The following is a 25,628-nucleotide window of genomic DNA, read 5'->3' as shown; positions in this document are numbered from 1 at the left end:
GGGAGACCCTCCGCAGCCCTCAACACGTTTCAAGGCGTGAAAAAACCGACACCGCGTCATGTGACGTTAAGTTCTTTTCCAACACGCTTGCTTGAGGCCGTAACAAACGGCCTTATCCTGCCAACCAACAACAGGAGTTTCCCATGTCTGGTGACAGCCATCTGCCCAAGGCCCTGCAAGGACTGCGTATCCCCGCAGTTGCCTCGCCTTTGTTTATTATTTCGGTCCCCGCGTTGGTGATTGCCCAATGTAAAGCAGGCATCATTGGCAGCTTTCCGGCGCTGAACGCGCGCGAAGGCGAGGGCGAGCATCCCTTGCTGGATACGTGGCTGACGGAAATCCGCGAAGAACTCGACCGTCACAATCAGGAAAATCCAGACACTCCGGCGGCGCCTTTTGCGGTGAATCAGATTGTGCACCGGTCCAACACGCGGCTGGAGCGTGACATCGAGCTTTGCCACAAACACAAAGTGCCGATCTGGATCACCTCGCTGGGGGCACGCGTTGAAGTCAACGACGCCGCACATGACTGCGGCGGTATCGCGCTGCACGACATCATCAACAACAAGTTTGCCAAGAAGGCGATCGAGAAAGGCGCGGATGGTCTGATCGCGGTCGCCGCAGGCGCCGGAGGCCACGCCGGCCCGCAAAGCCCGCTGGCCTTGATTTCTGAAATCCGCGAGTGGTTCGACGGACCACTGCTGCTGTCGGGCTCGATCGGCACTGGGGCGTCTTTGCTTGCCGCACAGGCCATGGGCGCGGACCTCGGCTATATCGGCACGCCGTTTATTGCCACCGAAGAGGCCAACGCGGTGCAGGGCTATAAAGACATGATCGTCGACAGCGGCGCGGACGACATTGTCTATTCGTCGCTCTTTACCGGCGTATCCGGCAACTACCTCAAAGGCTCTATTTCCAATGCCGGCATGGATCCGGACAATTTGCCGGAAGGTGACGTCAAGACCATGGATTTTGGCGATGACCGTGAAAAACCCAAAGCGTGGAAAACCATCTGGGGGTCCGGTCAGGGCATTGGCGCGGTTAAGGATGTCTTGCCGACTGCCGAGTTGGTGAACCGTATTGAGCGCGAATACATTGCGGCGTGGGAGCGCCTTCAGGGCCGCATGAAATGAGCCAGATGTTGCATCTTGTGCGTCATGCACAGGCGAGTTTTGGCGCGGCCGACTACGACAACCTGTCGGACCTCGGTCATCGCCAGTCGCAGGCGCTGGGCGCGGCTTTAAAGAAGCAAGGTGTGACGCCGGATGCCGTGTTCATCGGGGCACAGAAACGGCATCGACAAACTTGGGAGGGCATCGAAAGTGCCCTTAAGACCGGCATAGAGCCGGTGGTTGTCCCAGGCTGGAACGAGTTTGATTTCGGCGGGTTGCTGGAAGCGCGGTATGCGGATCGTGATGACAAGCCCGCAGGCCTGCATGATGATCGTAAAACCCACTTCCGCATCCTGCGTGATACGGTTCTGGAGTGGCAAAACGGCGAGATCGCCAACCCACCGGAAACCTTTGCTGCCTTTACCCATCGCGTGCGTGAAGCGCGTGAGATCATTGCAGCCTCAGGCGCCAAAACCCCGATCGCCGTCAGCAGCGGCGGCGCCATCGGGCGTACGGTGGCGGATGTGGTTGGCGCGCCTGCGGACCAGATGATCCTGTTGCAATTGCAGGTGAAAAACTGCGCTGTGGCACGATTTGTGATGGCCAAGGGGCAGACTTGGCTCAACGGCTTTAACGAGACGCCACACATCGATGCAAACAACGAAGACGAGATGCTGACATACAGCTAAGACTAAGGCTGCAGGCGACCTCGGGAGGACAAAATGGACGCGACAATCTTGGACACAGCCGCAGTAGACCGCTGGCTTTCCGACAACCTTGAAGGGTATCAAGGCCCCTCGGAGGCGACGAAATTCAACGTCGGGCAATCCAACCCGACCTTCCGACTGGATGCCCCCTCGGGGCAATACGTCCTGCGCCGTAAGCCGCCCGGAGTTCTGTTGAAATCCGCACACGCCGTGGACCGCGAGTTCCGCGTGCAAAAGGCGCTGGCAGGTAGCGACGTGCCAGTCTCTAAGATGCATGTGCTGTGTCAGGATGCGGATGTCATCGGCTCCGATTTCTATGTCATGGATTTTGTCGATGGCCGCAATTTCGACGATCCGCGCCTCAAAGACCTGACCAACGACGAACGCGCCGCTGTGATTGGCGACATGAACCGCGTTCTGGCGGCGATCCATTCGGTGGACATCAACGCTGTGGGCCTGTCGGACTACGGCCCCGAGGGCAATTACTTCGAGCGTCAGGTCGGCCGTTGGACCAAGCAATACCGCGCGTCCGAAACCGAAAGCGTGCCGCAGATGGATGAGCTGGCGGAGTGGCTGAACGCCAACATTCCCGCGGACGACGGCAAGCGCACCTTGGTGCATGGCGATTACCGCATCGACAACATGCTCTTTGCGAAAGGCCGACCCGAAGTGGTTGCGGTGCTGGATTGGGAACTGTCGACCATCGGCCATCCCTACGCCGATCTGGCCGCTGTGATCATGCAGTGGCAAATGCCTCCGGGCAACGAAGGTCGCGGGCTGGCGGGCGTGGATCGTGCCGCTCTTGGCCTGCCGACGGATGAGGAATTTGTGGCGGCCTATTGCAAGCGCATGGGCCTGCCGGGGATCGAGAAATTCGGCTTCTATCTCGCCTTCTGTTTCTTCCGCATGGCGGGGATCATTCAGGGTGTGAAGAAGCGTGCGCTGGACGGCAATGCGTCCGATCCGGAAAGGGCAAAACGTCTGGGAGGTTTTGTGCCGATGTTTGCAATGGCGGGTCTGGAGGCCGCAAAACGTGGATAAAATGTATCAAGATAAGGTGGTTATGATCACCGGTGCCGCCAGCGGCTTTGGCGCGATGGCAGCACAACGGTTTGCAGACGAAGGCGCGAAGCTAGGTCTATCGGATGTGAATGGCGAAAAGCTGAACGAGGTGGCCGAAGAGCTGCGCGCGCAGGGTTTTGAGGTTGTGGCCGATGTGGTCAACGTCGCGGACGAGGCGCAGGTCAAGGCGCATGTCGACAACATCGCGGCGGCCTTTGGCACCATCCACGTGGGCATCAATAACGCCGGCATCGGCCACGATGTGCGCCCGATGCATTACCTGACGACCGAAGATTTCGACCTGATGATGGATGTGAACGCCAAGGGTGTGTTCCTGTGCATGAAGTATCAGATCCCCTTGATGCAGGAGCACGGGCAGGGGGCGATCCTGAACACCGCCTCGGCCGCTGGTCTGATGGGGGCGGGGCACCTGTCGCTCTATGCTGCTGCCAAACACGCGGTTGTCGGCATGACCAAGGCCGTGGCGGATGAAAACGCCAAACGCGGCATTCGCGTCAACGCGCTGTGTCCGTCGTTCTCGGCCACACCGATGGTTGAGGAAATGGCCGACATCGTAGGCGACCGCTCCGGGTTGTCGCGTGAAGATGCTTATTCCCACATCGCCAGCCGTGTGCCGATGGGTCGGGTTAGCAAGCCTGAGGAAGTGGTGCAGGCGATGCTCTGGATCAACGCGCCGGAGAACAGCTTTATGACCGGTCAGGCGATTGCCATTGATGGCGGGTTGAGCGCGGTCTGACAGGGCTGGCTTTCAACAGTCTTAAAATTCCGTAAGGTAATGTATTTGCTGTTGAAACAGGCGTCAGACACCTCCAGATCATGGGCGTAACCCAACGCAACCTCTCAAGGATACCGCCCATGAAAATCGCTGCTTTCACCTCTATTGTCGCCGTTGCCGGCACCCTTTTTGCTGTACAGGCCGTGGCCGAGACCGACGCTTTGCCGCCGCTTTCTTCGCCTTTGACCTTTGATCAGGCCATCGCAATCGCGCTCGATCACGCGCCGGGTCAGATTGTTGAAATCGGCCTGGAACGTGAAGCCGAAGACGTTGTGATCGACATCGAAGTTCTCAATGACGCTGGTGAAGAAGTCGAATTTCTGCTGGACGCACAGACCGGTGAAATCCTCGCCACTTGGACCGATGACGATATCAACGATGACATGGTCAACGAGAACGATCCTGACAGCTGATCCGAATGGAAGTCTTTTCCTGATCCATCAATGCAGCCCGCACAGCCGGACTGCTTTTTGTTTGGGCGACAAGCGGCAATTGGGCGGCAAAAAAGGCGGCACGATCAATGCCGCCCTCATAGTTTCTCACGCGGCTTATTCGGCCTGTGCTTGGACGTAGCCGATCAGGCGTTTCCTGGTGCGGCTGGGCAATTTTGCGGGCAAATCTTCCAATGTTGCGGGTGCGTCGCCGACTTGGACGATCATCACCATGCCCATCGCATAGTGCGGCGCGCATTTGAGCCCATAGATCCCTTCAACGTCAAAGGTCACTTCAATTTCCTCATTCAGATCACCTTTGAACGGCGTCGCCCCTTCGGGCAGCATTTTCGCAATTGTCTCGACGTTGTGGCTTTTGTCAGTGGCAACAAATCGTACCGAGTCACCAGCGGCTATTTTTAGGTATCCCGGCTCATAGCTCATCGGTCCGGACGCGGATTTGTTGAGCATCCGGACTTCGTGCAGTTCGGCTGCTGCAAGGCTGGGCGATGTCAAAAGAAGGAGGCAAAGGCTGATGCGGGGAAGGGTACGCATGAATTCACTCATCTGGTTGTGGATGTATCGGCAAAGGACTGTGTGTCACGCTGTCGTGCCCAAGTGACATGGCGTCCTGCGGCTGGAAAGGAAACAGGTTGGCGGTATACAATTTTGACAAGTTTCGGTTGGCGCAATGCGGCTATGCATGTCACTGACTGAGAAGAACTTTCGCGCAGCTTTGCCTGTGCCCCACGGGAGATCGAATTGACCATGCTTTATGCCCCTCTTGACCCCGCGCTGGACGAGGCCCCCTACGAGCTGCAAAAGCACCTCGGCTTTCAGCTCACTCATTGGGACACCGATTATGCACGGCTGGAGCTGCCCATCGCGCCACATCTGATGAACCGCGCGGGCATACCGCACGGCGGTATCTATGCGACACTTCTGGACACCGTCATGGGATTTGCGGGCTGCTACACCGGCACGCCGGAGCATAAGAAACTGGCGCTCACTTTGTCGCTCACCACCAACTTCCTCAGCCGCCCAAAGGGCAAGGGTCTGATAGCAGAAGGCCACCGCACGGGCGGTGGCCAGCGTACCTTCTTTGCCGAAGGCACGATTTCGGACGAAACCGGCGAGATCATCGCACGTGGCAGCGGGGCGTTCCGCTACCGGAATACCACGCTTTGACCGACTTTCTTAGGCTGCTGCGGCGTCCAGCCGATCCCAGCTTTCGGCCAGTTCTACGACCGAATTCAGGATAAAGTCGATGGTTTCGTCATCCATCAGCACACTCAGGTTCAGCCGCACAAACCCCGGTTTTTCAGAGCTGTCGCCGGATACGATGTTGTCGCGAATGCGCAGGCTGTCGGTGTCGGCAATCGCCAGAAGATGATGGACATAGGGCCCCGCGCAAGAACAGCCGCCACGCGCCTGAATGCCATAACGCTCTGACAAAGCGGTGGTGAAGGCGTTGTGATCAATCCGCGCGCCGGATCCGTTGAGCGGAACAAACGACAGGATCGGCAGGCGGTCCTGACGGTCCGCGGCCAGAAGTTTAACGTGCTTGTGACCTCCCCAAGCGGCAAAGGCTTTGGCGGTCAGCTCCGCATTGCGCTGATCCATGAACGACTGCCCGATCACCTCTTTGACGATCATCGCCAGAGCGGCGCGAATGTCGCCGATCACGTTTGGCGTGCCGCCTTCTTCGCGTTGTTCCAGAGAGGTCACATAGTCGTGCTGTTGTGCGTTCACAAAGGCAACGGTGCCACCGCCGGGGCGATAGGGTACTTCGCATCTCACGCTGTTGCGCCGCACGACAAGAACACCGCTCGCGCCCGGGCCGCCGACAAATTTGTGCGGAGAAAACACCATCGCGTCGATTTGCACTTCCGGTTCCGGCCGCATGTTCATCTCAAGGTAGGGCCCGCCGCCCGCATAATCCCAAAGAACCAGCGCGCCAGCCCTGTTGGCGAGGCGCGTCACGTCAGCCACGTTTGTGGTCACGCCGGTAACATTGGCTGCGGCGCTGACCGCGACAAAGACTCGCCCGCGGGCGCTGTATTTGGCCAATTCGCTTTCCATTGCCAAGAGATCCGGCCCAGGCTCGACACCTTCGGGCACCTCGACCACAAGCGCGCCGCTCTCGCGCCATGGCAAGAGGTTTGAGTGATGCTCGTATGGGCCGACCAGAACCGTGTCGCCCGGTCCAACCTTCCAGAGGTGCAGCAACTGGTTGATGCCCTGAGTGGCGCCGCTGCCGGCGAAAATGACCGCGTGGTCGTCTTTGTTGGCGCCGCAAAGCCGCGCAACCGTCGACCGCGCCCCCTCGCGCAGTTCGGTCATTTTCGCACCGCAAAAAGACGCTTTGGTGTGGGTGTTTGCATAGTAGGGCAACACCTCTTCCATCACAAAAGTTTCCACTTGGCGGAGGGCCCGTCCGGAGGCGACGTAGTCTGCATAAACCAGCCGTTGCGGACCGAACGGACCCTCGATCTGGGTATCCGAGCCGATAACCCCATCATACAGAGCGCTCCTTGGCGACGGCGCAGCGCCCTTCAAGGTGGCAGCAAAAGTCTCGAATGCATCGCTCTGTATCGACATCGTTCTTCCCAGTTATTTGGCCACCAATCGTGACCGTTCCCAAGTGGTGCATCAAAAGTAGGCGCGTTTGGTGAGGTAAGCTTTACCAAATGATCTGGAAAATTTCGATTTCTTGTGTCATATGATCACTATGAAGGGCGAAATTGACACAATTGATCGAAGAATACTGGATGCGCTGCAACGAGATGCCTCTTTGTCCCAACGTGCGCTCGGTGAGCAGGTGGGCCTGTCCCAAAACGCGCTGTGGCGCCGGCTGAAACGGTTGGAGGAGACCGGCGTTTTGAGGGGCAGCCACATGGCGATAGATGCGGCGCAACTTGGATTGGACCTGACGGTCTTTGTCATGGTGCGCACCCGCAACCATTCGATGGATTGGGCCGAAGGATTTCGCAAACATGTGGCTCGCATCCCGCAAGTAATTGAAATGCATCGCATTGGCGGTGATTGGGACTATATGCTCAAGATCGTGACCACCGGAATGTCAGGCTATGACGCGGTTTACCGGCGCCTGACCACGGGGTTCGAACTGGACACCGTGACCGGCTATTTCGCGATGGAGACTATGCTGGAAGACCGTCCGCTTGACGTGTTTGACGGCATGGCGCGCTAAAACTGTCATGAAACTTTCATCGGCAGGTAGGAAAAGGCGCTTGCAGACTCAATAATAGTTCCATTATTCATGAAGTATGGAAAAGAAAAGCGCCCTGACGGCCTTTGCCGCCCTGTCACAGGAAACCCGCCTTGATGTGTTCCGGCTTCTGATCGAAGCCGGAGAAAGCGGGCTTGTGGCCGGAGACATCGCTGAAACCCTGAACGTGAAGCAAAATACTTTGTCGGCCAATCTTTCCGTGCTGTTGAACGCCGGACTGGTCAAGAACCAACGCGAAGGACGCACGATCCGCTATTTTGCCAACACTGAAGGGCTTCAGGGCCTGCTTGGCTTTTTGCTTGAAGATTGTTGCGGTGGGCGACCTGACCTGTGTCAGCCGCTGATTGCGAATGTCACCTGTGCGAGCAAGGAAACCTGATTATGAGTGATCATGCGATACAAGTCGAAGCTGGTCTTGGCACCTTTGAACGTCTGCTGTCCTTGTGGGTGGCGATTGCCATTGCCACGGGTCTTTTGCTTGGCAGCCTGTTTCCCGCCCTTTTCGCCCTTCTGGCATCGCTGGAGGTGGCCTCCGTCAACCTGCCGGTGGCGGTGCTGATCTGGGCGATGGTTTATCCGATGATGGTTGGTATCGACTTTGGCGCGCTGGCCGATGTTGGGCGTAAACCCAAGGGGCTGATCATCACCGTGGTCGTCAACTGGTTGATCAAACCCTTCACCATGGCGGCGCTTGGCGTCTTGTTCTTTGAACATATCTTTGCCCCTTGGATCGACCCGCAAACCGCCTCCGAATATCTCGCAGGCGTGATCCTTCTGGGCGCGGCGCCCTGCACGGCGATGGTTTTTGTCTGGTCCAATCTGGTGCGGGGCGATGCCAATTATACGCTGGTGCAGGTCAGCGTGAACGACATCATCATGGTTTTTGCCTTTGCGCCGATTGTGGCCTTTTTGCTGGGCGTAACCGACATCACCGTGCCGTGGGAAACCCTGATCCTGTCGGTGCTGCTTTATATCCTGCTGCCGCTGGTGGCGGGCTTTGTGACCCGCAAGCGTTTGATGGGGCAGGGCGGTGAGGCGGCGGTTGAGAACTTCCGCAACACCCTGCGTCCCGCGTCGGTCGGGGGGCTCTTGCTGACCGTGGTTTTGCTCTTTGGCTTTCAGGCACAGGTGATCCTTGAGCAACCCTTCAACATTGCTTTGATTGCGGTGCCGCTGATGATCCAGACTTATGGTATCTTCTTCATAGCCTATGGGGCCGCGCGGCTCTGGAAAGTGCCCTTTGAAGTCGCCGCGCCCTGTGCTCTGATCGGCACGTCGAACTTCTTTGAACTGGCGGTCGCCGTCGCCATCTCGCTTTTTGGACTGGGCTCAGGTGCTGCGCTGGCCACCGTTGTGGGCGTGCTGGTCGAAGTGCCGGTGATGCTCAGCCTTGTCGCATTTGCAAACCGCACAAGGGGTTGGTTTGCTTAAACCTTAGCGCGGGCCGCAGGCCCGGGCGGCGCCCGACCTCCCCCCAAGGGAGGGCGCTTCGCTTCCTCCCGAGGTCGGTCGCCGCCCTTTGGAATTCATTCTATGGGGGATGAAATGAGGGATTTGGCTATGACCAAAATCGCAATCAACGGCCTCGGTCGCATCGGCAAGCTGATTATGCGCAGTTTTTTTGATCTCGGGATCGAGGCCGAAATCGTCCTGCTAAACGACCCCGTAGGCGATGCCGAACTGCACGCCCATCTGCTGGAGTTTGACACCGTGCATGGCCGTTGGCGTGCGGATTTTGCCTTTGACGACGACAGCATCACCATCGACGGCCACAAGATGCGCAAAACCGCCGCGTGGAACCTCGAAGAACTGCCACTTGAAGAACTCGGCGTGGATATCGTGGTGGACTGCACCGGCGCGTTCAAATCCAACGCCAAGCTGCAACCCTACTTTGACGCAGGTGTGAAAAAGGTGGTGGTCTCCGCGCCAGTGAAAGAAGACGACGTGGCCAACATCGTCTATGGCGTGAACGACGACACCTATGATGCGAGCGCGCACAAGGTCATCACCGCCGCCTCCTGCACCACCAACTGCATCGCGCCCGTGGTCAAGGTGATGCGTGACAAACTCGGCATCGAGCAGGCGAGCTTTACCACCATCCACGACGTGACCAACACGCAGGTGATCGTAGACAAGGCCCACAAAGACCCGCGCCGCGCGCGCTCGGCGTTGAACTCCCTGATCCCGACCACCACCGGCTCCGCCAAGGCGATCGTGCAGATTTTCCCCGAGATGGAAGGCAAGATCGACGGCACCGCCGTGCGCGTACCGCTCCTGAATGCGTCCCTCACTGACATGGTGTTTGACGTCAGTCGCGACACCACGGTGGATGAGGTCAACGGCTTCTTTGCCGAAGCAGCCTCGGGTGCGTTGGATGGTATCCTCGGTTATGAAACCCGCCCGCTGGTGAGCTGCGATTTCACCAACGACGACCGCTCCACCATTGTTGACGCGCTTTCCACCCGCGTGGTGAATGGCCGTCACGTCAAAATCTATGCGTGGTATGACAACGAGTGGGGCTATGCCTTCCGTCTCGCGGATGTAACGCGGATGGTGCTTGCCAGCCTCTAATCTCCTTGGCTCGTGCGCTGGCACGGGCCGCGCCGGACCCTCAGAGACCGCCATGACCGACACACCGACCGAAAAAACCAACGGCCTCGCCGCCTATGTCACCGTGACCGCCGCCTATTGGGCCTTCATGCTCACCGACGGTGCGCTGCGTATGTTGGTGCTTTTGCACTTTAACGGGCTTGGTTTCTCGCCGATCCAATTGGCCTATCTGTTCCTGCTCTACGAGGTCATGGGCATCGTCACCAATCTCTCCGCCGGCTGGATCGCCGCGCGCTTTGGTCTGACTTCGACGCTTTATGCCGGCCTCACGATCCAGATTGCGGCGCTGATCGCTCTGGCACAGCTTGATCCGGCTTGGGGCGTCACGGCCTCGGTGATCTTCGTGATGAGTGTGCAGGGCGCGTCCGGTGTGGCCAAAGATCTGTCGAAAATGTCGTCCAAGTCGGCGGTCAAACTGCTTGCTCCCAAAGACGGCGGCGGGTTGTTCCGCTGGGTGGCGATCCTCACAGGCTCCAAAAACGCAGTCAAAGGCTGTGGCTTTTTCCTCGGCGCGGCCCTGCTGGCCCTCTGGGGCTTTCAGGCCAGCGTTTGGGGAATGGCCGTGATCCTCGCCGTGATCCTCTTAGGCGTCGTAGCCTTCATGCCCGCAGGCCTGCCGCAAGGCTCCAAAAAGGCCAAGTTCAGCCAAGTCTTCTCAAAGGACAAAAACGTCAACCGCCTGAGCCTCGCCCGCATGTTCCTTTTCGGCGCGCGCGATGTGTGGTTCGTGGTCGGCATCCCCGTCTATTTCAACGCAGTCCTGTCCGATGGCACCACTGAGGGGCGGCGCGAGGCGTTTTTTATCATCGGCATTTTCATGGCCGTCTGGATCATCCTTTATGGCGCGGTGCAGGGCAACGCGCCCCGCATCCTGAAAGCCGCCAACGCCACCACCGGCGAGATCGTGCAAAAGGCGATCAATTGGGTGGGCTATCTCACCCTGATCCCGCTGGCTCTGACGGCGGCAGTGCTGGTCTTTGAAACCTCACTCACCCTGACCGCGATCCTGATCATCGGCCTGCTGGTCTTTGGCTTTGTGTTCGCCGTGAACTCTTCCGTCCACAGCTACCTGATCCTCGCCTTCACCTCGGACGAGCGGGTCACAATGGATGTGGGTTTTTACTACATGTCCAACGCCGCAGGACGCCTGCTCGGCACACTCCTGTCAGGGCTGAGTTATCAGGTCGGCGGCCTGCCGCTTTGCCTGTTCACTGCCGCAGTCATGGCCGCGCTGAGTTGGCTTGCTGCGCGCAGATTGAGGGACTCTTAAGACGGGTCTAGACTGGCTCCGCCTCCGGGTGCAGCGCATCGTTGAGCCACTGCAATTCGTCCGGCAAAGCCAAACGGTTCAGCGACACCGACGGCAATTTTGGCAACTGTTTTGCGGCCGCACGGGCCGCGGCCAATCCTGCCGCATCTCCGGCTTTCTTACAGGCCAGCGCTTTCAAAAGCTGCAAGCCGCGATCCATCGGGCGCAGATCGGCGGCCTCCAGCGCGGTCACATGCGCTGCCTCATATTGTCCGGCGCCTAACAAGACTCGCGCGTTGAAACACAACCGGTTCACGCGGAAGGGATCACCGCTGCCCATTTCCTCATAGACCGTCAACGCCTCAAGTGCGTCATCGTAGTTGCCTTCAAGGAACGCCTTTTGTGCGATCAGGTCGACGACACCGATAAAGTTTGGGTTGATCTCGCGGCTCCGTGCGATGTCACTCGCCGCACCTTGCAAATCGCCCAACACTTTCAACCGGTAAGCGCCCCGCGCCCAAAAGACAAAATCACTGGTCGGGCATTCCTCAATCGCGACGTCCAGATCGCGGCCAAGCTGCGCCAACACCTCGGGGTCTTCCTCGGCAAACATCACGTTCGACAGGTTCATCCGGCTTTGCGCCCGCATGGCAAGGCTCATGCCATCGTCCGGAGACAGCAGCACCGCCCGATCAAGCGCTTCCAGACCCTGTTCCCAAGGCTCCAGAGATTGTTTGAAAAACATCGTTGCCGCCCGCGCACGCAACTCGCTTACGCTCAGTTGGTTGATGTCCAGATGCGCCTGCCGCTCACCGTCATAGGCGATTGTCTGAATGCGCACATCGCCCTCAAGCCGCGGCATCAACTCGTCTACAAAGGCAAAGGGATCGCTTGGATCCCCTTCATAGGTGCCGGTCCAAAGCGTGCGCATATCATCGCGTAAAACCAACGACATGCTGAATCGTGCACGGTTCCCCGAGACCCGCAGCCTGCCTCGAATGAGGTAATCGGTAGGTGTGGTCGCAAGCATTTCTGCGTCCACAGTGGTGAACCCGGTGCGCTTGAGTGACAATTGCACCAGCCCGTCGTGCAAATCCTGTGCGATGGCTGTGGACTCCGGCGTGTCGGGCGCCGCGACAAAGCTCTCAAACCCTACAGAAGGCAGCTGCCCCTTGTCGGGGGCGGTGGTCAGGTTGGCTGGGCGCCATTGATAGAGGCGGATCGGCTTGGCGATGTTCTTGAGGTTGAACATGCCTGCATCGTTCAACTCCTGCTGCCGCTCTTCGGAAAGCTGCTGAAACAGGTCTTCGCTGAACATCGCGCCGCCCGGAGGCGCTTCGGTCTCGATGCGCTGTGCGATGTTCACGCCGTTGCCGTAAAAATCAGCCTCATCCTCGACAATCTCGCCGATATGACACCCGATGCGCAGGGTAATCACCTCATGGTCGGCCAGACTGCTCTGTACCTCTTCGGCACAATCCAGCGCTTCTTCCACATCGGGAAAGGCCAGAATCCAGCCATCGCCCATGCGCTTGAGCACTTCGCCCCCATGGGCCTTGGCCACAGGTTCCAGATGGGTGCGGCGCAGTTCCTGAACAGAGGCCACAGCAAGCGCTTCATTCTCGCCCATAAGGGCGGAATAGCCCACCAAGTCCGCACACATCAAAGTGGTCAATCGCCGGCGCATAAATGTCTTCCCTGACACTGAGGCCTGCGAGGTCGCAGGCTCTTTCTTATCCTGCCCAGAATCTTGTGTCGGGCAAGGGCGGCTTCAAGAGGGTGGCGGTGAAAAAGTGAACTCATCTGTTCAGTTTGCTGCGAGCCTCTAGGCCGCGCGCCATGCGTCAACGTCGTCAAGAACCGCAAGCGCACATTTAATTGCATTGGCCACGGCCTTGGCGACTTTGTGCGCACCGGCTCCAGCCCACTCTATGGCGGCGAGAGCAATGTCGACCAAGGCTTTGGCGATCGCCCGCCAGTTTGAAAAGATCAATTTGATCAACGCTTTCAGAAGCTTCCATCCTTTGTTGGCAAGCCATTTCAGCGTCTTTAGCAATCCCGTTGCAAAAGTCTTGGCTGCCTCGGCAAAAGCTTTCTTTTTACTGGCCCCGCGCAAGTTCTCCGACACTGCTTTATCGCGTGCGTTTTTGTAAATGTTATAGGCATCTTCAAACTGTGTGAAATAGTCATCCGCGTCATCCACCCACTTTTTGTATTTGCTCAAACTGTTCGCCAGCTCTTTGGCCCATTTGTAGTCTTTCGCGACTGGAATATCGAGCAAGGCAAAAGCCAGCGCTATAACATCAAGACACAGCCGGATCAGCGCCACCATCTTGTCCAGCCCCTTGGCACGCGCCATTGCCGCCGACATTTCAAGCCGTGCCTCACCGTCTATCATCAAAGTCACTTGATCGCCGTTGGTCTCGAGTACAAAGGCGTCAGACAGGCCAGCGTTTTGTGCATCCAGCTTGGCCATTGTCTCTTCGATAGGGGGCAAAGCGCGGTAGTCCTGCGCAAAATCATCAAACAGGGCTTCGGCACTTGTGGCGCCGTCATGTTCCGTCATCAGTCCGGTAAACTCTTCTTCCATGAAACCTTTGGCCACCGCATCCCGTACGGCCGAAATCGCGGTCTCTCTGTCTGCGCCAGTCTCAAGTAGGGCGGAAAACGGCGTGCCCTCTTCATCTGACCGCTCCGGCGGCGTGTCCGCGAGCAACGCGCGCAGGGTGTTTTCGGAAATGTAGTCGGGATCGATGGAAATGCCGGAAAACTCCGGCGCATTCAAAGCAACAAGGGCCATAGCCACACCTCAAAGAAACTTAAAACAATGCCCCTGCATAGCACAAAACACCTTACCTCGCGAACGCTGGGTCTCGCGCTCAATTGGCGGCAAGATTGATGTCGGCTGGGTCGTTCACGTAGGAGTGGACCTTTTTGGCGCGGGCAAATCTCGCAGCGTCATTTTGTGCGCTTATCCAACAGGCAGGGTCGGTAAGGGGCTTTGCGCCATCAATTCCTTGCCCATAGAGGCCAACGCGCCTTGACCAATACAAGATTCCCCCTCATATCCCGCTCCATGACCGATCTGTCCAAAATCCGCAATTTCTCCATCGTGGCCCACATTGACCACGGTAAATCCACCCTTGCTGACCGCCTCATTCAGGAGACCGGTACAGTGAAGGATCGCGATATGAAGGAACAGCTGCTCGACAGCATGGACATCGAGCGCGAGCGTGGCATCACGATCAAGGCCAACACTGTGCGCATCGACTACAAGGCCGATGATGGCGAGACCTATGTCTTGAACCTCATCGACACCCCCGGTCACGTCGATTTCGCCTATGAGGTCTCCCGCTCCATGCGTGCGGTTGAAGGCTCGCTTTTGGTGGTCGACAGCTCGCAAGGCGTTGAGGCGCAAACGCTGGCCAATGTGTATCACGCGATCGAGGCCGACCATGACCTCGTGCCGGTCTTGAACAAAATTGACTTGCCCGCGTCCGACTGTGACCGCGTGGCGGAACAGATCGAAGACGTGATCGGCATCGACGCCACCGGCGCCATTCAAGTGTCCGCCAAAACAGGGCAGGGCATCCACGAAACGCTTGAGGCCATTGTGCGTGAGCTTCCGGCCCCCAAAGGCACGCTGGACGCGCCGCTCAAGGCGATGCTGGTGGACAGCTGGTATGACGCCTATCTTGGCGTGATCGTTCTGGTGCGGATCATGGATGGCACCCTGAAAAAGGGTCAGCGCGTCAAATTCATGTCCAACGGCACCCTGCACAATGTGGACCGCGTCGGCGTCTTCCGCCCCGAGATGCAGATGGTGGACAGTTTGGGCCCGGGCGAGATCGGCTTTCTGACCGCCTCGATCAAACAGGTCCGCGACACCCGCGTCGGTGACACCATCACCAACGACCGCCACGGCACCGAAACCGCGCTTGACGGCTTCAAACCCGCTCAGCCGGTGGTCTTCTGTGGCCTCTTCCCCGTTGATTCAGCGGAATTCGAAGACCTGCGCGACGCCATCGACAAACTGGCGCTCAACGACGCGTCTTTCAGCTTTGAAATGGAAACCTCCGCCGCGCTGGGCTTCGGCTTCCGCTGCGGCTTCCTTGGCCTGCTGCACCTCGAAGTCATCCGTGACCGCATCGAGCGTGAATACAACATCGAGCTGATCACCACCGCGCCGTCGGTGATCTATCACGTCTATATGAAGGGCAAGGACAACGAGCCCGGCGAGATGATCGAGCTGCACAACCCAGCCGACATGCCCGACATGTCCAAGGTCGACCACCTTGAGGAGCCCCGCATCAAGGCCACCATCCTTGTGCCGGATGAATACCTCGGCGACGTGCTGAAACTCTGTCAGGACCGCCGCGGCATCCAGCTTGACCTGACCTACGCCGGCTCCCGCGCGATGGCTGTCTATGACCTGCCGCTCAACGAGGTGGTGTTTGACTTCTACGACCGTCTGAAATCGGTGACCAAGGGCTATGCGTCCTTTGATTATCAGATGGAAGGCTATCGCGAAGACAACCTCGTGAAGATGTCGGTGCTGGTGAACGACGAACCTGTGGATGCGCTGTCGATGATGGTCCACCGCGACCGCGCCGAACAGCGTGGCCGCGCGATGTGTGAAAAGCTCAAGACGCTGATCCCGCGCCACATGTTCAAAATCCCGATCCAGGCGGCGATTGGCGGCAAGGTGATTGCCCGCGAAACCCTGTCTGCATTGCGCAAGGACGTGACCGCGAAATGTTATGGTGGCGACGCCACGCGGAAACGGAAGCTGCTCGACAAGCAGAAGGCGGGTAAAAAGAAGATGCGCCAGTTTGGTAAGGTGGATATTCCGCAAGAGGCGTTTATCAGCGCCTTGAAAATGGACGACTAAAAGTCGGCCATTTTGCAAGGCCAGCGGGCGAAAGCTTTTTGGCAAAGCCAAAACGCGTGCCCGCCCCGGCAATTAAGGCGCACAACGCTTGCGCCAAACACCCAAAGGCCGCTCTCCCGAGCGGCCTTTCTCTTTTCCCAAACCCATCCGCATCGCCACACCGATAGGATCGCGCCCGACCCCAAGGGCGGCTCTTCGGTTGGTGCAGCCTGTCGCTAATCCTCACGCGTTCCCTCTGGCGCACCGTTGCAAAATCGCGTCCGCCGTCAAACCGAAGGATTGCCTTCGGTAAAACGGGGGAGGGGTTGGGCGCGATCTGGTTTACAGGTGATCCGGGCCCAGATTATTCGAGCCAGAGAACTCGAATTCTAGCTTCGGATAGAATATCGATGGCCGCAAACATGGTTCGTTGGTGTCGGGTTTCTAGATCACTGACACGAGGGGCGAGCAAGGTGGGTATTCCCGCTTGAATAATCGCGCGCGCGCAATCTGCGCAAGGAAATAGGCTTACCGCCATCAAGCATTCGGATAGATCGATGCCGTTTTTGAGTGCCGAGAAAATCGCGCCGCGCTCTGCGTGTTCGATCCAGTAGTATTTTTGGTTGTCCACTCTGGAAGTGCGCACCGAGTACTTTTCATTTCTTGGTGTTACGAGCTTGTTTGCCGATGCGGAAACCACACGTCCGTCGGGTGCATAAATTACGGCGCCAACTTGCCTATCAGGGTCGTCACTCTTTGTAGATACTTCTTGAAGTTGTTTTCTTACGCTGAGAGTATCCAGTCCCATGCTTGCGAGAGTTGTGATTTCTTGTTTGCTCATTAGGAGGGCTTTGCTTGTTAGTAGAATCACAGATTGAAGACATGAAACTTGTGGAACCTTGCCGCAAGCAGAACTTTAGAAACTCTACCTACGATTTGACGATAGGTGAAATTTTTCCAATGGGCGCGGATTATGAAGAAAACACGGGAAGTTTGAGCGAGTTTTGGTTGGAACCCAGCGCCATGGTGGCGGTAAGAACAATGGAACGTGTGGTTTTGCCAAGCCACGTTACAGGTCTTGCCACGTTGAAAACGTCTTTAACACATGATGGTCTTCTTTGTCTGAACGTTGGGGTCATAGATCCGGGGTATGATGGTCATCTTAGTGCGTTTCTTGTAAACTTTTCACGACGAAGCCGAAAAATCTCTTTGAATGATCACCTGCTGAGGGTTCTTTTCTTTCAGCACAATTCTGTTTTGGCACTTGAGTCATGGAAAAACTCTAAGGGTGATTACCAGCGGTTCCTTGCGAACAAATCCGAGAATGAATTCTCAAACACATTTTTGGATGCCCAAGGTCTGGCAGAGTTGTCGAAAAAGAATGCGCTCAAGGTAATCTTGGATGCGTTTTTTAGTCGATGGATTAACGTGGTCAGCACAGTTGTTGCGTTCGTATCGCTGGCAGTGGCGGTTTTGTCCTATTTAAAATAGCTATTGCGCTGAACACTTCTTGCCCCACTGGCCCGGCACGGGTCGCGCCCATGGGCTCCGCCCGTTCAGGCCTGAATTGATCCACTGGATCAATTCCGGGACGGCCTTCACTCCCCACGGGAGGGCGCATTCGCTTCCTCCCAGCGTCAGGCGCGGCCCTTTGTTGGTCTCTCGACTAGGGCTCCGCCCGTTCGCGGCTAAAACGGTCCACCGGACCGTTTCCAAGACGCCGCTCACCCCACAAAAAACTTCCATCCCTCCACAACTCCCCCTCCCAAAACCCTTTTCCCAACCCATCCCCACATTCCCCACAACTTATCCACAGGCTTGCCCACGCAGCTGCCCACAGGCCCCGACAAAATTTCCTTGCCCGACTCGGCCTTCCTGACCCAACGTTAAGTCAACGCAAGGGGTCGTGAGACACAGTCAAACACCCCAGGCGGGACGCGAAGGTCTCTTGAGGTCGGAGCGGGGCGCGGGTCGGAAACGGTCTACATCTCGTGTTGAGGGCATCAGGATGCTGGCCGAAACGTCGCGAAGATTGGGCGCGCTCTTTGAGCAAACCCCATCAACCCGAGGCGGGAAGGCGGTGCAAAAACCGACGCGGTAGGCCGGTTGGACGGGGTTCGCCCCCAAGACCGGTAGGGGGGAGCGAATTTTGGGACGAGATCCAGCCAAGGGGGCAACCCGGCGGTTGGGTGGATGTGACAAGGTTCGGATCCCGCAGCAACGGCAGATCAGATGGCCCCTCTCGAGGATCGCCCGGTTTGCCTGAGCAGCGAATGGAAATACCTTTGGGGAAACTCGCGGGTGTCAACATTCCACGAAGGCGTCAGGTCCGCGGACTTGGGGAGGTTTCTCCCCGCAATGTCCGAGCCCCTGACGCCTTCTCTGCGTTTTGGTTGCAAAAACTGGCATGTGTCCTAGGCTGGCAAAAACCCGACACAGGAGAAAACCATGTCCGTGACCGCCGCCAACCTTCTTGCCGCTGCCCATGCGGTTGTTCCCAAGATTTCCACCGCTGATGCGCAGACCAAGATGGCTGAGGGCGCGCTCTTGCTTGATGTACGTGACGCACCGGAGCTGGCCGCCAATGGCCGCGCAGAGGGCAGCCATCATATCTCCCGAGGCATGCTGGAATTTCGCGCCGACGCGGCGACGCCGTTTTATGATCCCGAACTGCGCAAGGACCGCCCCGTGATCCTGCACTGCGCGTCTGGCGGCCGCGCGGCGCTGGCCGGAAAGCTGCTAAAGGACATGGGGTTTGCCGAGGTCCACAACCTTGGCGGGTTTCAGGATTGGGTCGATGGCGGCGGGCCGGTGATCGAACCGGTTGATGCCGGCATGTAAGGTTTCTTTGGATTTCGGCGAAAAATACCGACGTTTTACCGACGTAATACCTACGCTTTGCAGACAGGCGTTTCCGGCGTCTGGCTGCCGCGAAGTTCCATCTGGAAACTTTCGCATTTGCCACTTAGACTTACGCCCATGCCCGGCGATTTGCGGGCGCAAAGATTTGAAGATTGAACTTGCCGGAAGGACGACCATGAGCACGGATCGCGAGACGTTGACCAAAGACCTGATGGAAATGGTCGCGCAGGAAGGCATGGTGGATATTTCCGAGATTTCGCCGGACAAACGTCTGGAAGATCTGGATATTCAGTCTGCGGATTTTGTGATGATCCTGATGGCGATCGAAGAAAAATGGGGTGCCTATATTTCGGTGGATAATGAGCTGACCGACGTGGAAACCGTGCAGGACCTGCTCAATCTGGCGATCTCCAAGATCGAAGAGCATCAGGCCGCATAGAATGCATCGCGTCGTTGTCACCGGTATGGGAGCCGTCTCCGCCTGCGGGCTGGGCGCGGAAAGCTTGATCGAGGCCACGCAGGCCGGAATTTCGGGTGTGAAATCAATTGCTTTTGATACTCTGGATGTCCAGAGGGTCAATACGGCCGCGCGACTTTCGGACACGGATTTGGCCGCGACAATGGAGGCTGCGGGGCACAAAATGCGCGACCCTGTCGCCAGCTACGCGGTCCTTGCGGCACGGGAAGCCGTGGACCAAGCGGGTTTGGATGACGGGGATTTCGGTGATGCTTGCGGCGTGTCCATCGGGTCCGGGTTTGGCGGCGCACAGACGTTGAACAAAAACTACCTCAAATTCGCCGCCGAAGGCAGCATGCGGCTTGATCCGATGTCCGTTCCCAAGATCATGAACAATGCCGCGGCGAGCTGGGTTTCGATGGAGTTCGGGGCAACGGGCCCCGCGATGTGTCTTGCTACGGCCTGTTCTTCTGCCAGTCAGTCCATCGGTCTTGGCTGGCAGATGGTTGCCTTGGGGCAGGTGGACCGCTGTTTGGCTGGCGGGTCCGAGGCTTGTCTGGAAAGCGGCGTCTTTAGGGTCTGGGAGCTGTTGCGCGTGATGACCGCGGGCGTGAATCGTCCATTCAGCAAAGACCGTAATGGCATGACCCTGGGAGAGGGCGCCGGGGTTTTGGTTCTTGAATCCCTGGAAAGCGCTGAGGCGCGCGGAGCGCATGTCATTTGCGAGTTGGTTGGCTATGGCAGCAACTCGGACGCTGCCGATTTGCTGCGGCCCGACCCCAAACGGGCGGTTGCCTGTATGCATCAGGCGCTGAAGGCCGCTGGTATGCAGCCATCTGACATCGGTTATGTGAATGCCCATGGCACGGGCACTGTCGCTAACGACATGAACGAAGTGGCAGCCTTGCGGGAAGTGTTTGGCGAAGGTCTGAAAGACATGAAAGTTTCGTCTACCAAACCCGTTCATGGTCACGCCTTGGGCGCAGCGGGGGCATTGGAGTTGATCACTTCGATTGGGGCGTTGCTTAAACAGTCAGCCCCGCCAACCATCAACTTTACCGAAATTGACCCTAAGGTTGGGCTGTCACCGGTTCCTAACACGAAACAACCTATGACTGCTCACGCAGTGATGTCCAATTCACTGGCGTTTGGCGGCATCAACGCGACGCTGATCGCCAAGGCATATGTCGGAGCTTGAGTTCGTCGACCGTATTGCGGACGTGCCTGTGGTTGGCGCCGTAGAGCGCGAGGTGCTGACTGAGTTGCTCGCAGGTCTTTTGCCAGAGCATTCCATCTCCTGCCCTCTGTCTATGTCCGCTCTGTTGTTGGCGGCGCCGCAACTGGATGACGTTCGCAAGGCGTTGCAGCCGCCGTCGGGACTTTCTGTGGTTCATGAAACGCAGCGGTTTGTGCGGGATGCCCCAGACGCGAGCGGAGTGTTTGTGTCGCTGGAGGTTTTGCGGCAACGGATTGGTCACACTGCGCGGTTTGTTTTTCGCACTGCTGGCGGTGAAGTAAATGCATCAGAGATGGAAACGCGACTTCGTTTTATTGAGCCGTCTCAGATGCTTGCGCTGAAAGGCGCACAGTTCAGTGACCGGCTTTCCGGGGATGGGGCGGTCGTTTTCTCTACGGATGTGATAAATAGATCTGCTGTGCAAAGGTATGTGTCTTTGGCCAAGGACGACAACCCGATTCACGTGAGCGATGCCTCTGCGCGTCAAGCGGGCCTGAGCAAAGCCGTCGTGCCGGGCATGTTGCTGTGTGCTTTGTCGGAGTCCTATTTTGGGTCAGTGTCTGGCGGTACAGCTCGGGAAATGAAGACCCGTTTTATGGCGGCCGTTCCAGTGGAGGAGCCCGTGAAACTTGTGGCCAAATCGCGTGGGCCAGAAGGGAGCGAATGGGCGCAAGCGCGCGTGATTTGCGTTGGAGCAGACAATGTCATCGCCGCAATTTCGGATATTCGCGCCTTTTGATGGCGGTCAGATCAGAGACAGATCCAAATCCAAGCCATGACCAGATAGGTGAGTTGGTGTGCGGCCTGATCTGTGCCCATCGCATACCAGTAAAGAGGTTGATCCGGTTGTAGATTCCGGTTCACGGAATACCGTGCCTTGAGCCAGTCGATGTGGAAATGAATGATGAACTCAGCCACCACAATCGCCAGTAACGGGACAAGTGGTGTTCCGAAAATGCCCAGAACGAGGGTCGAGAAAATCGAATGGATTCCTGCGTGTTGGGTACGTCCCAAATGCCAATAGACCTCGCGCCCCATGATCATTTTACTGTTTTGCAGAAAGAAATCCGCAATCAGGTGTTTGATCTGAAGTGCCGCAATCAGCAGTAAAAGCAGTAATTGGTCGTTCATCGACCGCGTCCCATGTAAGCCCTCATGATTCGAGACTAGCGACAGAAAGTGTGCCACGCAAATGCCGTCTCGCTTCCTTGACGTATCGTCGCAAGAAAGCGTTTGAATTGTCAAAGCTTTCGTTGATAGCATCCTAAAGATCGGGCAGGGGAGCCGTTCGGCCTCCTTCAGCGGGAGACTTCATTATAGAACGTACACTTTTTTCCTTCATCTGGAAGTACTCGAAGCGCGATCAGATGGTCCTGTTGGTCCTGACGGCGTGTTTGTTTCCGCTGCAGTTTCTGACCCTAGAACTGCCCAAGCGTATTATTAATGACGCGATTGACGCCGGGCAAAGTGTCATCGATGTCTTTGACTATGAAATGGATCAGGAAACTTTCCTGATTGTCCTGAGTGTTGCTTTCCTTGTCGCGGTTTTGGCGCATGGTTTGATGAAGATGCGCATCAACACAATGAAGGGGGTTTTGTCGGAACGTATGTTGCGCCGCTTCCGCTACACGCTGATTGGTCGTATCACGCGGTTCCCCCAACCTTATCTGCGACGCACCTCTCAAGGTGAGTTGGTGTCAATGATCACCGCAGAGGCGGAGCCCATGGGCGGAATGATGGGCGATGCGGTCAGCCTGCCGGTGATGCAGGCGGGGCAAATGATTACCATTCTGACGTTCTTGTTTCTGCAAAACCTCTGGTTTGGGTTGGCGGCGGTTGCCCTGATCCCACTACAGGCGTGGATCATTCCCAAACTTCAGCGGCAAATCAATCTGCACAACAAAGACCGCATCAAAGAAGTCCGCCAATTGGCCGCAGAGATCGGAGAAACCTCTGCGGGCGCGCCTGAGCTTCGGGTGAACGGCGGCTGGCGATACCGGTTGTCGTTGATCACGCGGCGCCTTGGAACGCTTTTTCTGATCCGCCTGACGATTTATCGCAAAAAATTCTTCATGAAGTTCCTCAACAACTTCATCACCCAGTTGACGCCGTTCTTCTTCTATCTTGTGGGCGGCATTCTGGTGATCCGCGGGCAAGTATCGCTTGGCGCTCTGGTTGCGGCGTTGGCGGCCTACAAAGATCTGTCCTCCCCATGGAAAGAACTGCTGAATTACTACAACCGTGTGGCGGATCTGTCTGTGCGCTGGGAGCTGATTGTGGATCGGTTCAGCCCGCCAGGCATCGTGGACGAAGAACTGTTGGCTGGCGAGCCGGACGAAATCCCGCGCCTGACCGGCGATGTAGTGATTAAAGATGTCTTTGTGCGGGATCATGACGGCGACACTGTGCTTGAGGACATCACCGTCACGTTGCCAAAGGGCGGGGTCGTGGCGGTCAAATCCCAAGACGCGGAAGAGAGGCGGGCGGTTGCGGAGTTGTTCACGCGGGAAATCACCCCCGTGAGCGGTAGTATCGAGGTTGGTGGGCAGGTGTTGAATGATTTGCACCAGCGTGTTGTCGCCACGCGCGTCGGGTATGCGGATCCTTCGCCTTATGTGTTTGAAGGTACATTTGGAGAAAACGTGTTGATGCCGCTCAAGCGGCGTCCGGTTTCGGAATTGCCAGATCCGCTTGGAGAAGCAGAAGCTAAGAAACGCGCCTATGAAACCGAACGCACCGGCAACAGTTTGGACAAGCTCTATGCAGATTGGGTTGATCCGGCTCTGGCAGGGTTGGACAACGAAGATGATGTGCACGCCTTTTGGCTTCGCTTGATGGAAGCCACTGGCGCGGGCAATGCACTCTTCCGCCGTGGGCTTGATCAGCCGTTTGAAGAAAAAGATCACCCCGATTTGGCGCAGGCGCTGATTGATTTGCGCCCCGAAATTGAACAGGCCCTGAAAGACGCCGATTTGGACAAGGCTTACTACCGGTTTGATCCCTCTCTTTATAACCCCGCTCTACCGGTGGCTTCGAACTTGTTTTTCGCAACGCCCCGTCGGGCAATGGATGATGTTGAATACGCCGGTCTAAGTGACTTTCTTGACCTACTTCATGAGTTGGGCATTGAGGACGGCATTCTGCGCATGTCGCGTGAAGTGATCGAGATGTTGAACCAGACCTTCGGTGTTGATGGCACTGATCACCCGCTGTTTCAGCAACTTGGTCTGAACCCCGACGTCTTTACCCGCAAAGTCGGTCTGGTGAGCAAGAGCCGTGAAGTTGGACTGGCCAATATGGAGCGGGATGAGCTTGTTCAGATGCTCGAGCTGCCGTTTGAAGTCTCGGCAGAACGTATCGGCCCCGGCTTCACCGAAGAGCTTAAGAACAGCATCATCGAATTGCGCCACAACGAAGCGGAAAAACTGGCGGAGTGGCTTGTGGTCTACTTTGCTCCTCTCACTGAAAACACATTTGCTCCGGGGCTGACGGTTCTGGAAAATGCCATCTATGGCAAACTGTCGGCATCAGCCGGTGCGCGGGGTGAGCAGATCCGTGACATCGTGGCTCAAAAACTTTCCGAAGCCGGCATGAAGCAGGAGGTGGCGGAGCTGATCTACGCGGTTCCATCCGGTATCGGCGGGGCTGGACTGCCGTCAGCGTTTGCTGAGCCCTTGGCGATCAGCCGCGCTGCGATCAAGAAGCCCGACATTCTGATCCTGAACGGATGCCTCTCCTCCTTTGATGAGGCCGAGCGCAGCCATGTGGTTGCCAATCTGCGAGAATTGCTGCCGGAGACAACGGTTGTCTATCTCGAGGAAGACTTTGAAGACGCGGAGGCCTTTGACTTTGTTCTGGAGCTAGAGCATGGGCGTTTGAAGGATGGTGGCACCGGAGCGGTGGCGGAAACCGACAACGCCGCAAGTGCCGACCTGCGCCGCAAGATGCGGGCGCTTGTCTCTGCGGACATGTTTGCCAACCTTTCGCGCCGGCAGTTGCGTCTTCTGGCCTTTGGGGCGCAATGGCACACAGCGGGGCAGGGCGAATATATCTTCCGAATGGGCGATGACCCCGGCGATGGCGCCTATCTGATCCTCGAAGGCGAGGCGGGTCTTGGTTATGACACGCCCGATGGGGACAGCCATCTGGTGGCTGTGGCGGGTCCGGGCACATTGGTTGGGGAGCTGGCTCTCCTGCGCAAAGAAAAGCGCGCGCTCGACATGTATGCCAAAACCGACCTCCAGACCCTGCGGCTGGGGGAAAGCGAATTCATGGCTGTGGTTGAAAACGATGCGTCTACGGCCTTCCGCATTTTGCAGGCAGTGTCAGGCTACGTGGGCGCCCCCAAGAAGAGTGAGGCTGAAGACTCTGCCACCTCAGAGCCGCAAGAGGAGAGCCGTTAACTCTGAGACCGGCAGGTTTTGATCCCGTGTCGGGGAAATTCGGACGACTCGTGTGCGTTTTACCGACTATCTCGACTGACTCGTTGCCTCGACTCGCGTGATTCACGCCCAACTTTTGCCAAATCCCCCATTGTCCGGTTCTCGTGCCGGCAGAGAGGGGCCAAAACGGACCTGGCAAACATCAAAAAACTACAAAAAAGATCAAGAAAAACAGGGCTTCGACATCTTTTTTGAAAAAAGTGGGAAAAAGTTGGAAAAAGCGCTTGCGGCTGTTTGGTGTTAGGCTTAGAACCCCCTTCACCGGCGGCGCTGAGGCGCTAACGGCGGGCCAGACGGACACGGAGCGGCGCTTCGGGGATGGACGGTTCGGAAGAAAATCGAGCAGTATCAGCGGGTTGCGCTAGCAAGTTAGTAGCGCGGTCGGTTGATTTTGTCTCTGGGGTTTTGGCTCCGACGTTATTTGACATTGTTACTAAACTGAAGAGATATGAGGGCGGTTTGGTTCATTTCGATGAACAAACACCTGCATATCTGGCTCTTAGGTCTTTCGGGATCGATGATAGAGTTACAACAGCTTCACTG

At 57.2% G+C, this 25,628-nt stretch carries 25 protein-coding genes; 19 read left to right on the top strand and 6 right to left on the bottom strand.

Going from position 1 to position 25,628, the window contains the following annotated elements; translation table 11 throughout:
• Positions 1–143: 143 nt before the first annotated feature.
• From BM069_RS12655 to BM069_RS12635, 5 genes are all read left to right on the top strand, one after another.
• Positions 144–1,133, top strand: coding sequence for an NAD(P)H-dependent flavin oxidoreductase (locus tag BM069_RS12655; protein WP_093324194.1), 990 nt, complete (start codon positions 144–146; stop codon positions 1,131–1,133).
• Positions 1,130–1,801, top strand: coding sequence for a histidine phosphatase family protein (locus tag BM069_RS12650; protein ID WP_244503614.1), 672 nt, complete (start codon positions 1,130–1,132; stop codon positions 1,799–1,801). Before BM069_RS12655 ends, BM069_RS12650 begins: the two co-directional genes overlap by 4 nt.
• Before the next feature lie 33 nt (positions 1,802–1,834).
• Entirely contained in the window at positions 1,835–2,860 is a 1,026-nt protein-coding gene (locus tag BM069_RS12645; protein ID WP_093324191.1) for a phosphotransferase family protein, read from the top strand.
• A 1-nt stretch (position 2,861) separates the two neighbouring features.
• Positions 2,862–3,638, top strand: a complete 777-nt coding sequence (locus BM069_RS12640; protein WP_093324189.1) for an SDR family NAD(P)-dependent oxidoreductase — start codon at positions 2,862–2,864, stop codon at positions 3,636–3,638.
• A 119-nt stretch (positions 3,639–3,757) separates the two neighbouring features.
• A complete protein-coding gene (locus BM069_RS12635) occupies positions 3,758–4,090 on the top strand; it encodes a PepSY domain-containing protein (RefSeq protein ID WP_170846744.1) in 333 nt (110 codons plus the stop codon).
• 135 nt (positions 4,091–4,225) lie between these two features.
• Here the strand turns inward: BM069_RS12635 and BM069_RS12630 are convergent, their stop codons facing one another.
• Positions 4,226–4,663: a pseudoazurin gene (locus BM069_RS12630; RefSeq protein WP_093324580.1), complete on the bottom strand. Its 438-nt coding sequence runs from the start codon at positions 4,661–4,663 to the stop codon at positions 4,226–4,228.
• Between the two features lie 213 nt (positions 4,664–4,876).
• On the opposite strand from BM069_RS12630, the gene BM069_RS12625 reads away from it, so the two are divergent.
• Positions 4,877–5,296, top strand: coding sequence for a PaaI family thioesterase (locus BM069_RS12625; protein ID WP_093324186.1), 420 nt, complete (start codon positions 4,877–4,879; stop codon positions 5,294–5,296).
• 9 nt (positions 5,297–5,305) lie between these two features.
• On the opposite strand, the gene BM069_RS12620 is transcribed toward BM069_RS12625, so the two are convergent.
• Positions 5,306–6,709: an aminotransferase class V-fold PLP-dependent enzyme gene (locus BM069_RS12620; RefSeq protein WP_093324184.1), complete on the bottom strand. Its 1,404-nt coding sequence runs from the start codon at positions 6,707–6,709 to the stop codon at positions 5,306–5,308.
• Between the two features lie 130 nt (positions 6,710–6,839).
• On the opposite strand from BM069_RS12620, the gene BM069_RS12615 reads away from it, so the two are divergent.
• The 5 genes from BM069_RS12615 to arsJ all read left to right on the top strand — a co-directional run bounded on the left by BM069_RS12615 (position 6,840) and on the right by arsJ (position 11,238).
• Positions 6,840–7,319 carry an Lrp/AsnC family transcriptional regulator gene (locus BM069_RS12615; RefSeq protein WP_212611540.1) on the top strand — a complete coding sequence of 160 codons (480 nt, stop codon included), beginning with the start codon at positions 6,840–6,842 and terminating at the stop codon, positions 7,317–7,319.
• 76 nt (positions 7,320–7,395) lie between these two features.
• Entirely contained in the window at positions 7,396–7,737 is a 342-nt protein-coding gene (locus tag BM069_RS12610; RefSeq protein WP_093324181.1) for an ArsR/SmtB family transcription factor, read from the top strand.
• 2 nt (positions 7,738–7,739) lie between these two features.
• Positions 7,740–8,789: an ACR3 family arsenite efflux transporter gene (gene arsB / locus BM069_RS12605; RefSeq protein WP_093324179.1), complete on the top strand. Its 1,050-nt coding sequence runs from the start codon at positions 7,740–7,742 to the stop codon at positions 8,787–8,789.
• Positions 8,790–8,918: 129 nt separating this feature from the next.
• Positions 8,919–9,929 (top strand): ArsJ-associated glyceraldehyde-3-phosphate dehydrogenase, encoded by a 1,011-nt coding sequence (locus tag BM069_RS12600; protein ID WP_093324178.1) that lies wholly within the window; start codon positions 8,919–8,921, stop codon positions 9,927–9,929.
• 52 nt (positions 9,930–9,981) lie between these two features.
• On the top strand, positions 9,982–11,238 hold the full coding sequence (gene arsJ / locus BM069_RS12595) for an organoarsenical effux MFS transporter ArsJ (RefSeq protein ID WP_093324176.1): 1,257 nt from the start codon (positions 9,982–9,984) through the stop codon (positions 11,236–11,238).
• A gap of 7 nt (positions 11,239–11,245) precedes the next feature.
• On the opposite strand, the gene BM069_RS12590 is transcribed toward arsJ, so the two are convergent.
• Complete coding sequence (locus BM069_RS12590) at positions 11,246–12,904, bottom strand: adenylate/guanylate cyclase domain-containing protein (RefSeq protein WP_093324175.1); 1,659 nt, start codon at positions 12,902–12,904, stop codon at positions 11,246–11,248.
• Positions 12,905–13,042: 138 nt separating this feature from the next.
• On the bottom strand, positions 13,043–14,017 hold the full coding sequence (locus BM069_RS12585) for a hypothetical protein (protein ID WP_093324173.1): 975 nt from the start codon (positions 14,015–14,017) through the stop codon (positions 13,043–13,045).
• 276 nt (positions 14,018–14,293) lie between these two features.
• Here BM069_RS12585 and lepA point away from each other — a divergent pair, with 276 nt between their 5' ends.
• Complete coding sequence (lepA, locus tag BM069_RS12580; protein ID WP_093324172.1) at positions 14,294–16,108, top strand: translation elongation factor 4; 1,815 nt, start codon at positions 14,294–14,296, stop codon at positions 16,106–16,108.
• A gap of 343 nt (positions 16,109–16,451) precedes the next feature.
• Here lepA and BM069_RS12575 read toward each other — a convergent pair whose 3' ends face one another.
• Positions 16,452–16,928, bottom strand: coding sequence for a deaminase (locus tag BM069_RS12575; protein WP_093324170.1), 477 nt, complete (start codon positions 16,926–16,928; stop codon positions 16,452–16,454).
• Between the two features lie 41 nt (positions 16,929–16,969).
• On the opposite strand from BM069_RS12575, the gene BM069_RS12570 reads away from it, so the two are divergent.
• The 5 genes from BM069_RS12570 to BM069_RS12545 all read left to right on the top strand — a co-directional run bounded on the left by BM069_RS12570 (position 16,970) and on the right by BM069_RS12545 (position 21,382).
• Positions 16,970–17,578 (top strand): dCTP deaminase domain-containing protein, encoded by a 609-nt coding sequence (locus BM069_RS12570; RefSeq protein WP_093324169.1) that lies wholly within the window; start codon positions 16,970–16,972, stop codon positions 17,576–17,578.
• A gap of 957 nt (positions 17,579–18,535) precedes the next feature.
• A complete protein-coding gene (locus tag BM069_RS12560; protein ID WP_093324166.1) occupies positions 18,536–18,928 on the top strand; it encodes a rhodanese-like domain-containing protein in 393 nt (130 codons plus the stop codon).
• 196 nt (positions 18,929–19,124) lie between these two features.
• A complete protein-coding gene (locus BM069_RS19840) occupies positions 19,125–19,388 on the top strand; it encodes a phosphopantetheine-binding protein (RefSeq protein WP_093324164.1) in 264 nt (87 codons plus the stop codon).
• Between the two features lies 1 nt (position 19,389).
• The gene (locus BM069_RS12550; RefSeq protein ID WP_093324163.1) at positions 19,390–20,604 is read left to right on the top strand and encodes a beta-ketoacyl-[acyl-carrier-protein] synthase family protein; all 1,215 of its coding nucleotides are present in this window, start codon (positions 19,390–19,392) and stop codon (positions 20,602–20,604) included.
• On the top strand, positions 20,591–21,382 hold the full coding sequence (locus BM069_RS12545; RefSeq protein ID WP_093324161.1) for a MaoC family dehydratase: 792 nt from the start codon (positions 20,591–20,593) through the stop codon (positions 21,380–21,382). The genes BM069_RS12550 and BM069_RS12545 overlap by 14 nt, the downstream gene beginning before the upstream one ends.
• A gap of 11 nt (positions 21,383–21,393) precedes the next feature.
• Here BM069_RS12545 and BM069_RS12540 read toward each other — a convergent pair whose 3' ends face one another.
• Positions 21,394–21,774, bottom strand: a complete 381-nt coding sequence (locus BM069_RS12540; protein ID WP_093324160.1) for a DUF3307 domain-containing protein — start codon at positions 21,772–21,774, stop codon at positions 21,394–21,396.
• A 236-nt stretch (positions 21,775–22,010) separates the two neighbouring features.
• On the opposite strand from BM069_RS12540, the gene BM069_RS12535 reads away from it, so the two are divergent.
• Positions 22,011–25,046, top strand: coding sequence for a cyclic nucleotide-binding domain-containing protein (locus tag BM069_RS12535; RefSeq protein ID WP_093324158.1), 3,036 nt, complete (start codon positions 22,011–22,013; stop codon positions 25,044–25,046).
• Between the two features lie 357 nt (positions 25,047–25,403).
• The coding region (locus BM069_RS19935) for a hypothetical protein (RefSeq protein WP_139216198.1) at positions 25,404–25,628 on the top strand (225 nt) is incomplete at its 3' end.

This window comes from Shimia haliotis (assembly GCF_900114415.1).
GTDB lineage: Bacteria > Pseudomonadota > Alphaproteobacteria > Rhodobacterales > Rhodobacteraceae > Shimia > Shimia haliotis.
The sequence above is the reverse complement of the archived record's forward strand: the minus strand, read 5'-3'. Positions and strand labels throughout refer to the sequence as shown.

What these genes read in the sequence shown, in the direction of transcription:
- BM069_RS12535 (WP_093324158.1), top strand. Translation starts at nt 22,011, where the DNA reads ATGGTCCTGTTGGTCCTGACGGCGTGTTTGTTTCCGCTGCAGTTTCTG.
- BM069_RS12630 (WP_093324580.1), bottom strand. Translation starts at nt 4,663, where the DNA reads ATGCGTACCCTTCCCCGCATCAGCCTTTGCCTCCTTCTTTTGACATCG.
- BM069_RS12575 (WP_093324170.1), bottom strand. Translation starts at nt 16,928, where the DNA reads ATGAGCAAACAAGAAATCACAACTCTCGCAAGCATGGGACTGGATACT.
- BM069_RS12615 (WP_212611540.1), top strand. Translation starts at nt 6,840, where the DNA reads ATGAAGGGCGAAATTGACACAATTGATCGAAGAATACTGGATGCGCTG.
- BM069_RS12625 (WP_093324186.1), top strand. Translation starts at nt 4,877, where the DNA reads ATGCTTTATGCCCCTCTTGACCCCGCGCTGGACGAGGCCCCCTACGAG.
- BM069_RS12570 (WP_093324169.1), top strand. Translation starts at nt 16,970, where the DNA reads ATGAAACTTGTGGAACCTTGCCGCAAGCAGAACTTTAGAAACTCTACC.
- BM069_RS12655 (WP_093324194.1), top strand. Translation starts at nt 144, where the DNA reads ATGTCTGGTGACAGCCATCTGCCCAAGGCCCTGCAAGGACTGCGTATC.
- BM069_RS12590 (WP_093324175.1), bottom strand. Translation starts at nt 12,904, where the DNA reads ATGCGCCGGCGATTGACCACTTTGATGTGTGCGGACTTGGTGGGCTAT.
- BM069_RS12540 (WP_093324160.1), bottom strand. Translation starts at nt 21,774, where the DNA reads ATGAACGACCAATTACTGCTTTTACTGCTGATTGCGGCACTTCAGATC.
- BM069_RS12550 (WP_093324163.1), top strand. Translation starts at nt 19,390, where the DNA reads ATGCATCGCGTCGTTGTCACCGGTATGGGAGCCGTCTCCGCCTGCGGG.
- lepA (WP_093324172.1), top strand. Translation starts at nt 14,294, where the DNA reads ATGACCGATCTGTCCAAAATCCGCAATTTCTCCATCGTGGCCCACATT.
- BM069_RS12600 (WP_093324178.1), top strand. Translation starts at nt 8,919, where the DNA reads ATGACCAAAATCGCAATCAACGGCCTCGGTCGCATCGGCAAGCTGATT.
- BM069_RS19840 (WP_093324164.1), top strand. Translation starts at nt 19,125, where the DNA reads ATGAGCACGGATCGCGAGACGTTGACCAAAGACCTGATGGAAATGGTC.
- BM069_RS12650 (WP_244503614.1), top strand. Translation starts at nt 1,130, where the DNA reads ATGAGCCAGATGTTGCATCTTGTGCGTCATGCACAGGCGAGTTTTGGC.
- BM069_RS12585 (WP_093324173.1), bottom strand. Translation starts at nt 14,017, where the DNA reads ATGGCCCTTGTTGCTTTGAATGCGCCGGAGTTTTCCGGCATTTCCATC.
- BM069_RS12635 (WP_170846744.1), top strand. Translation starts at nt 3,758, where the DNA reads ATGAAAATCGCTGCTTTCACCTCTATTGTCGCCGTTGCCGGCACCCTT.
- BM069_RS12620 (WP_093324184.1), bottom strand. Translation starts at nt 6,709, where the DNA reads ATGTCGATACAGAGCGATGCATTCGAGACTTTTGCTGCCACCTTGAAG.
- arsJ (WP_093324176.1), top strand. Translation starts at nt 9,982, where the DNA reads ATGACCGACACACCGACCGAAAAAACCAACGGCCTCGCCGCCTATGTC.
- BM069_RS12640 (WP_093324189.1), top strand. Translation starts at nt 2,862, where the DNA reads ATGTATCAAGATAAGGTGGTTATGATCACCGGTGCCGCCAGCGGCTTT.
- BM069_RS12545 (WP_093324161.1), top strand. Translation starts at nt 20,591, where the DNA reads ATGTCGGAGCTTGAGTTCGTCGACCGTATTGCGGACGTGCCTGTGGTT.
- arsB (WP_093324179.1), top strand. Translation starts at nt 7,740, where the DNA reads ATGAGTGATCATGCGATACAAGTCGAAGCTGGTCTTGGCACCTTTGAA.
- BM069_RS12560 (WP_093324166.1), top strand. Translation starts at nt 18,536, where the DNA reads ATGTCCGTGACCGCCGCCAACCTTCTTGCCGCTGCCCATGCGGTTGTT.
- BM069_RS12645 (WP_093324191.1), top strand. Translation starts at nt 1,835, where the DNA reads ATGGACGCGACAATCTTGGACACAGCCGCAGTAGACCGCTGGCTTTCC.
- BM069_RS12610 (WP_093324181.1), top strand. Translation starts at nt 7,396, where the DNA reads ATGGAAAAGAAAAGCGCCCTGACGGCCTTTGCCGCCCTGTCACAGGAA.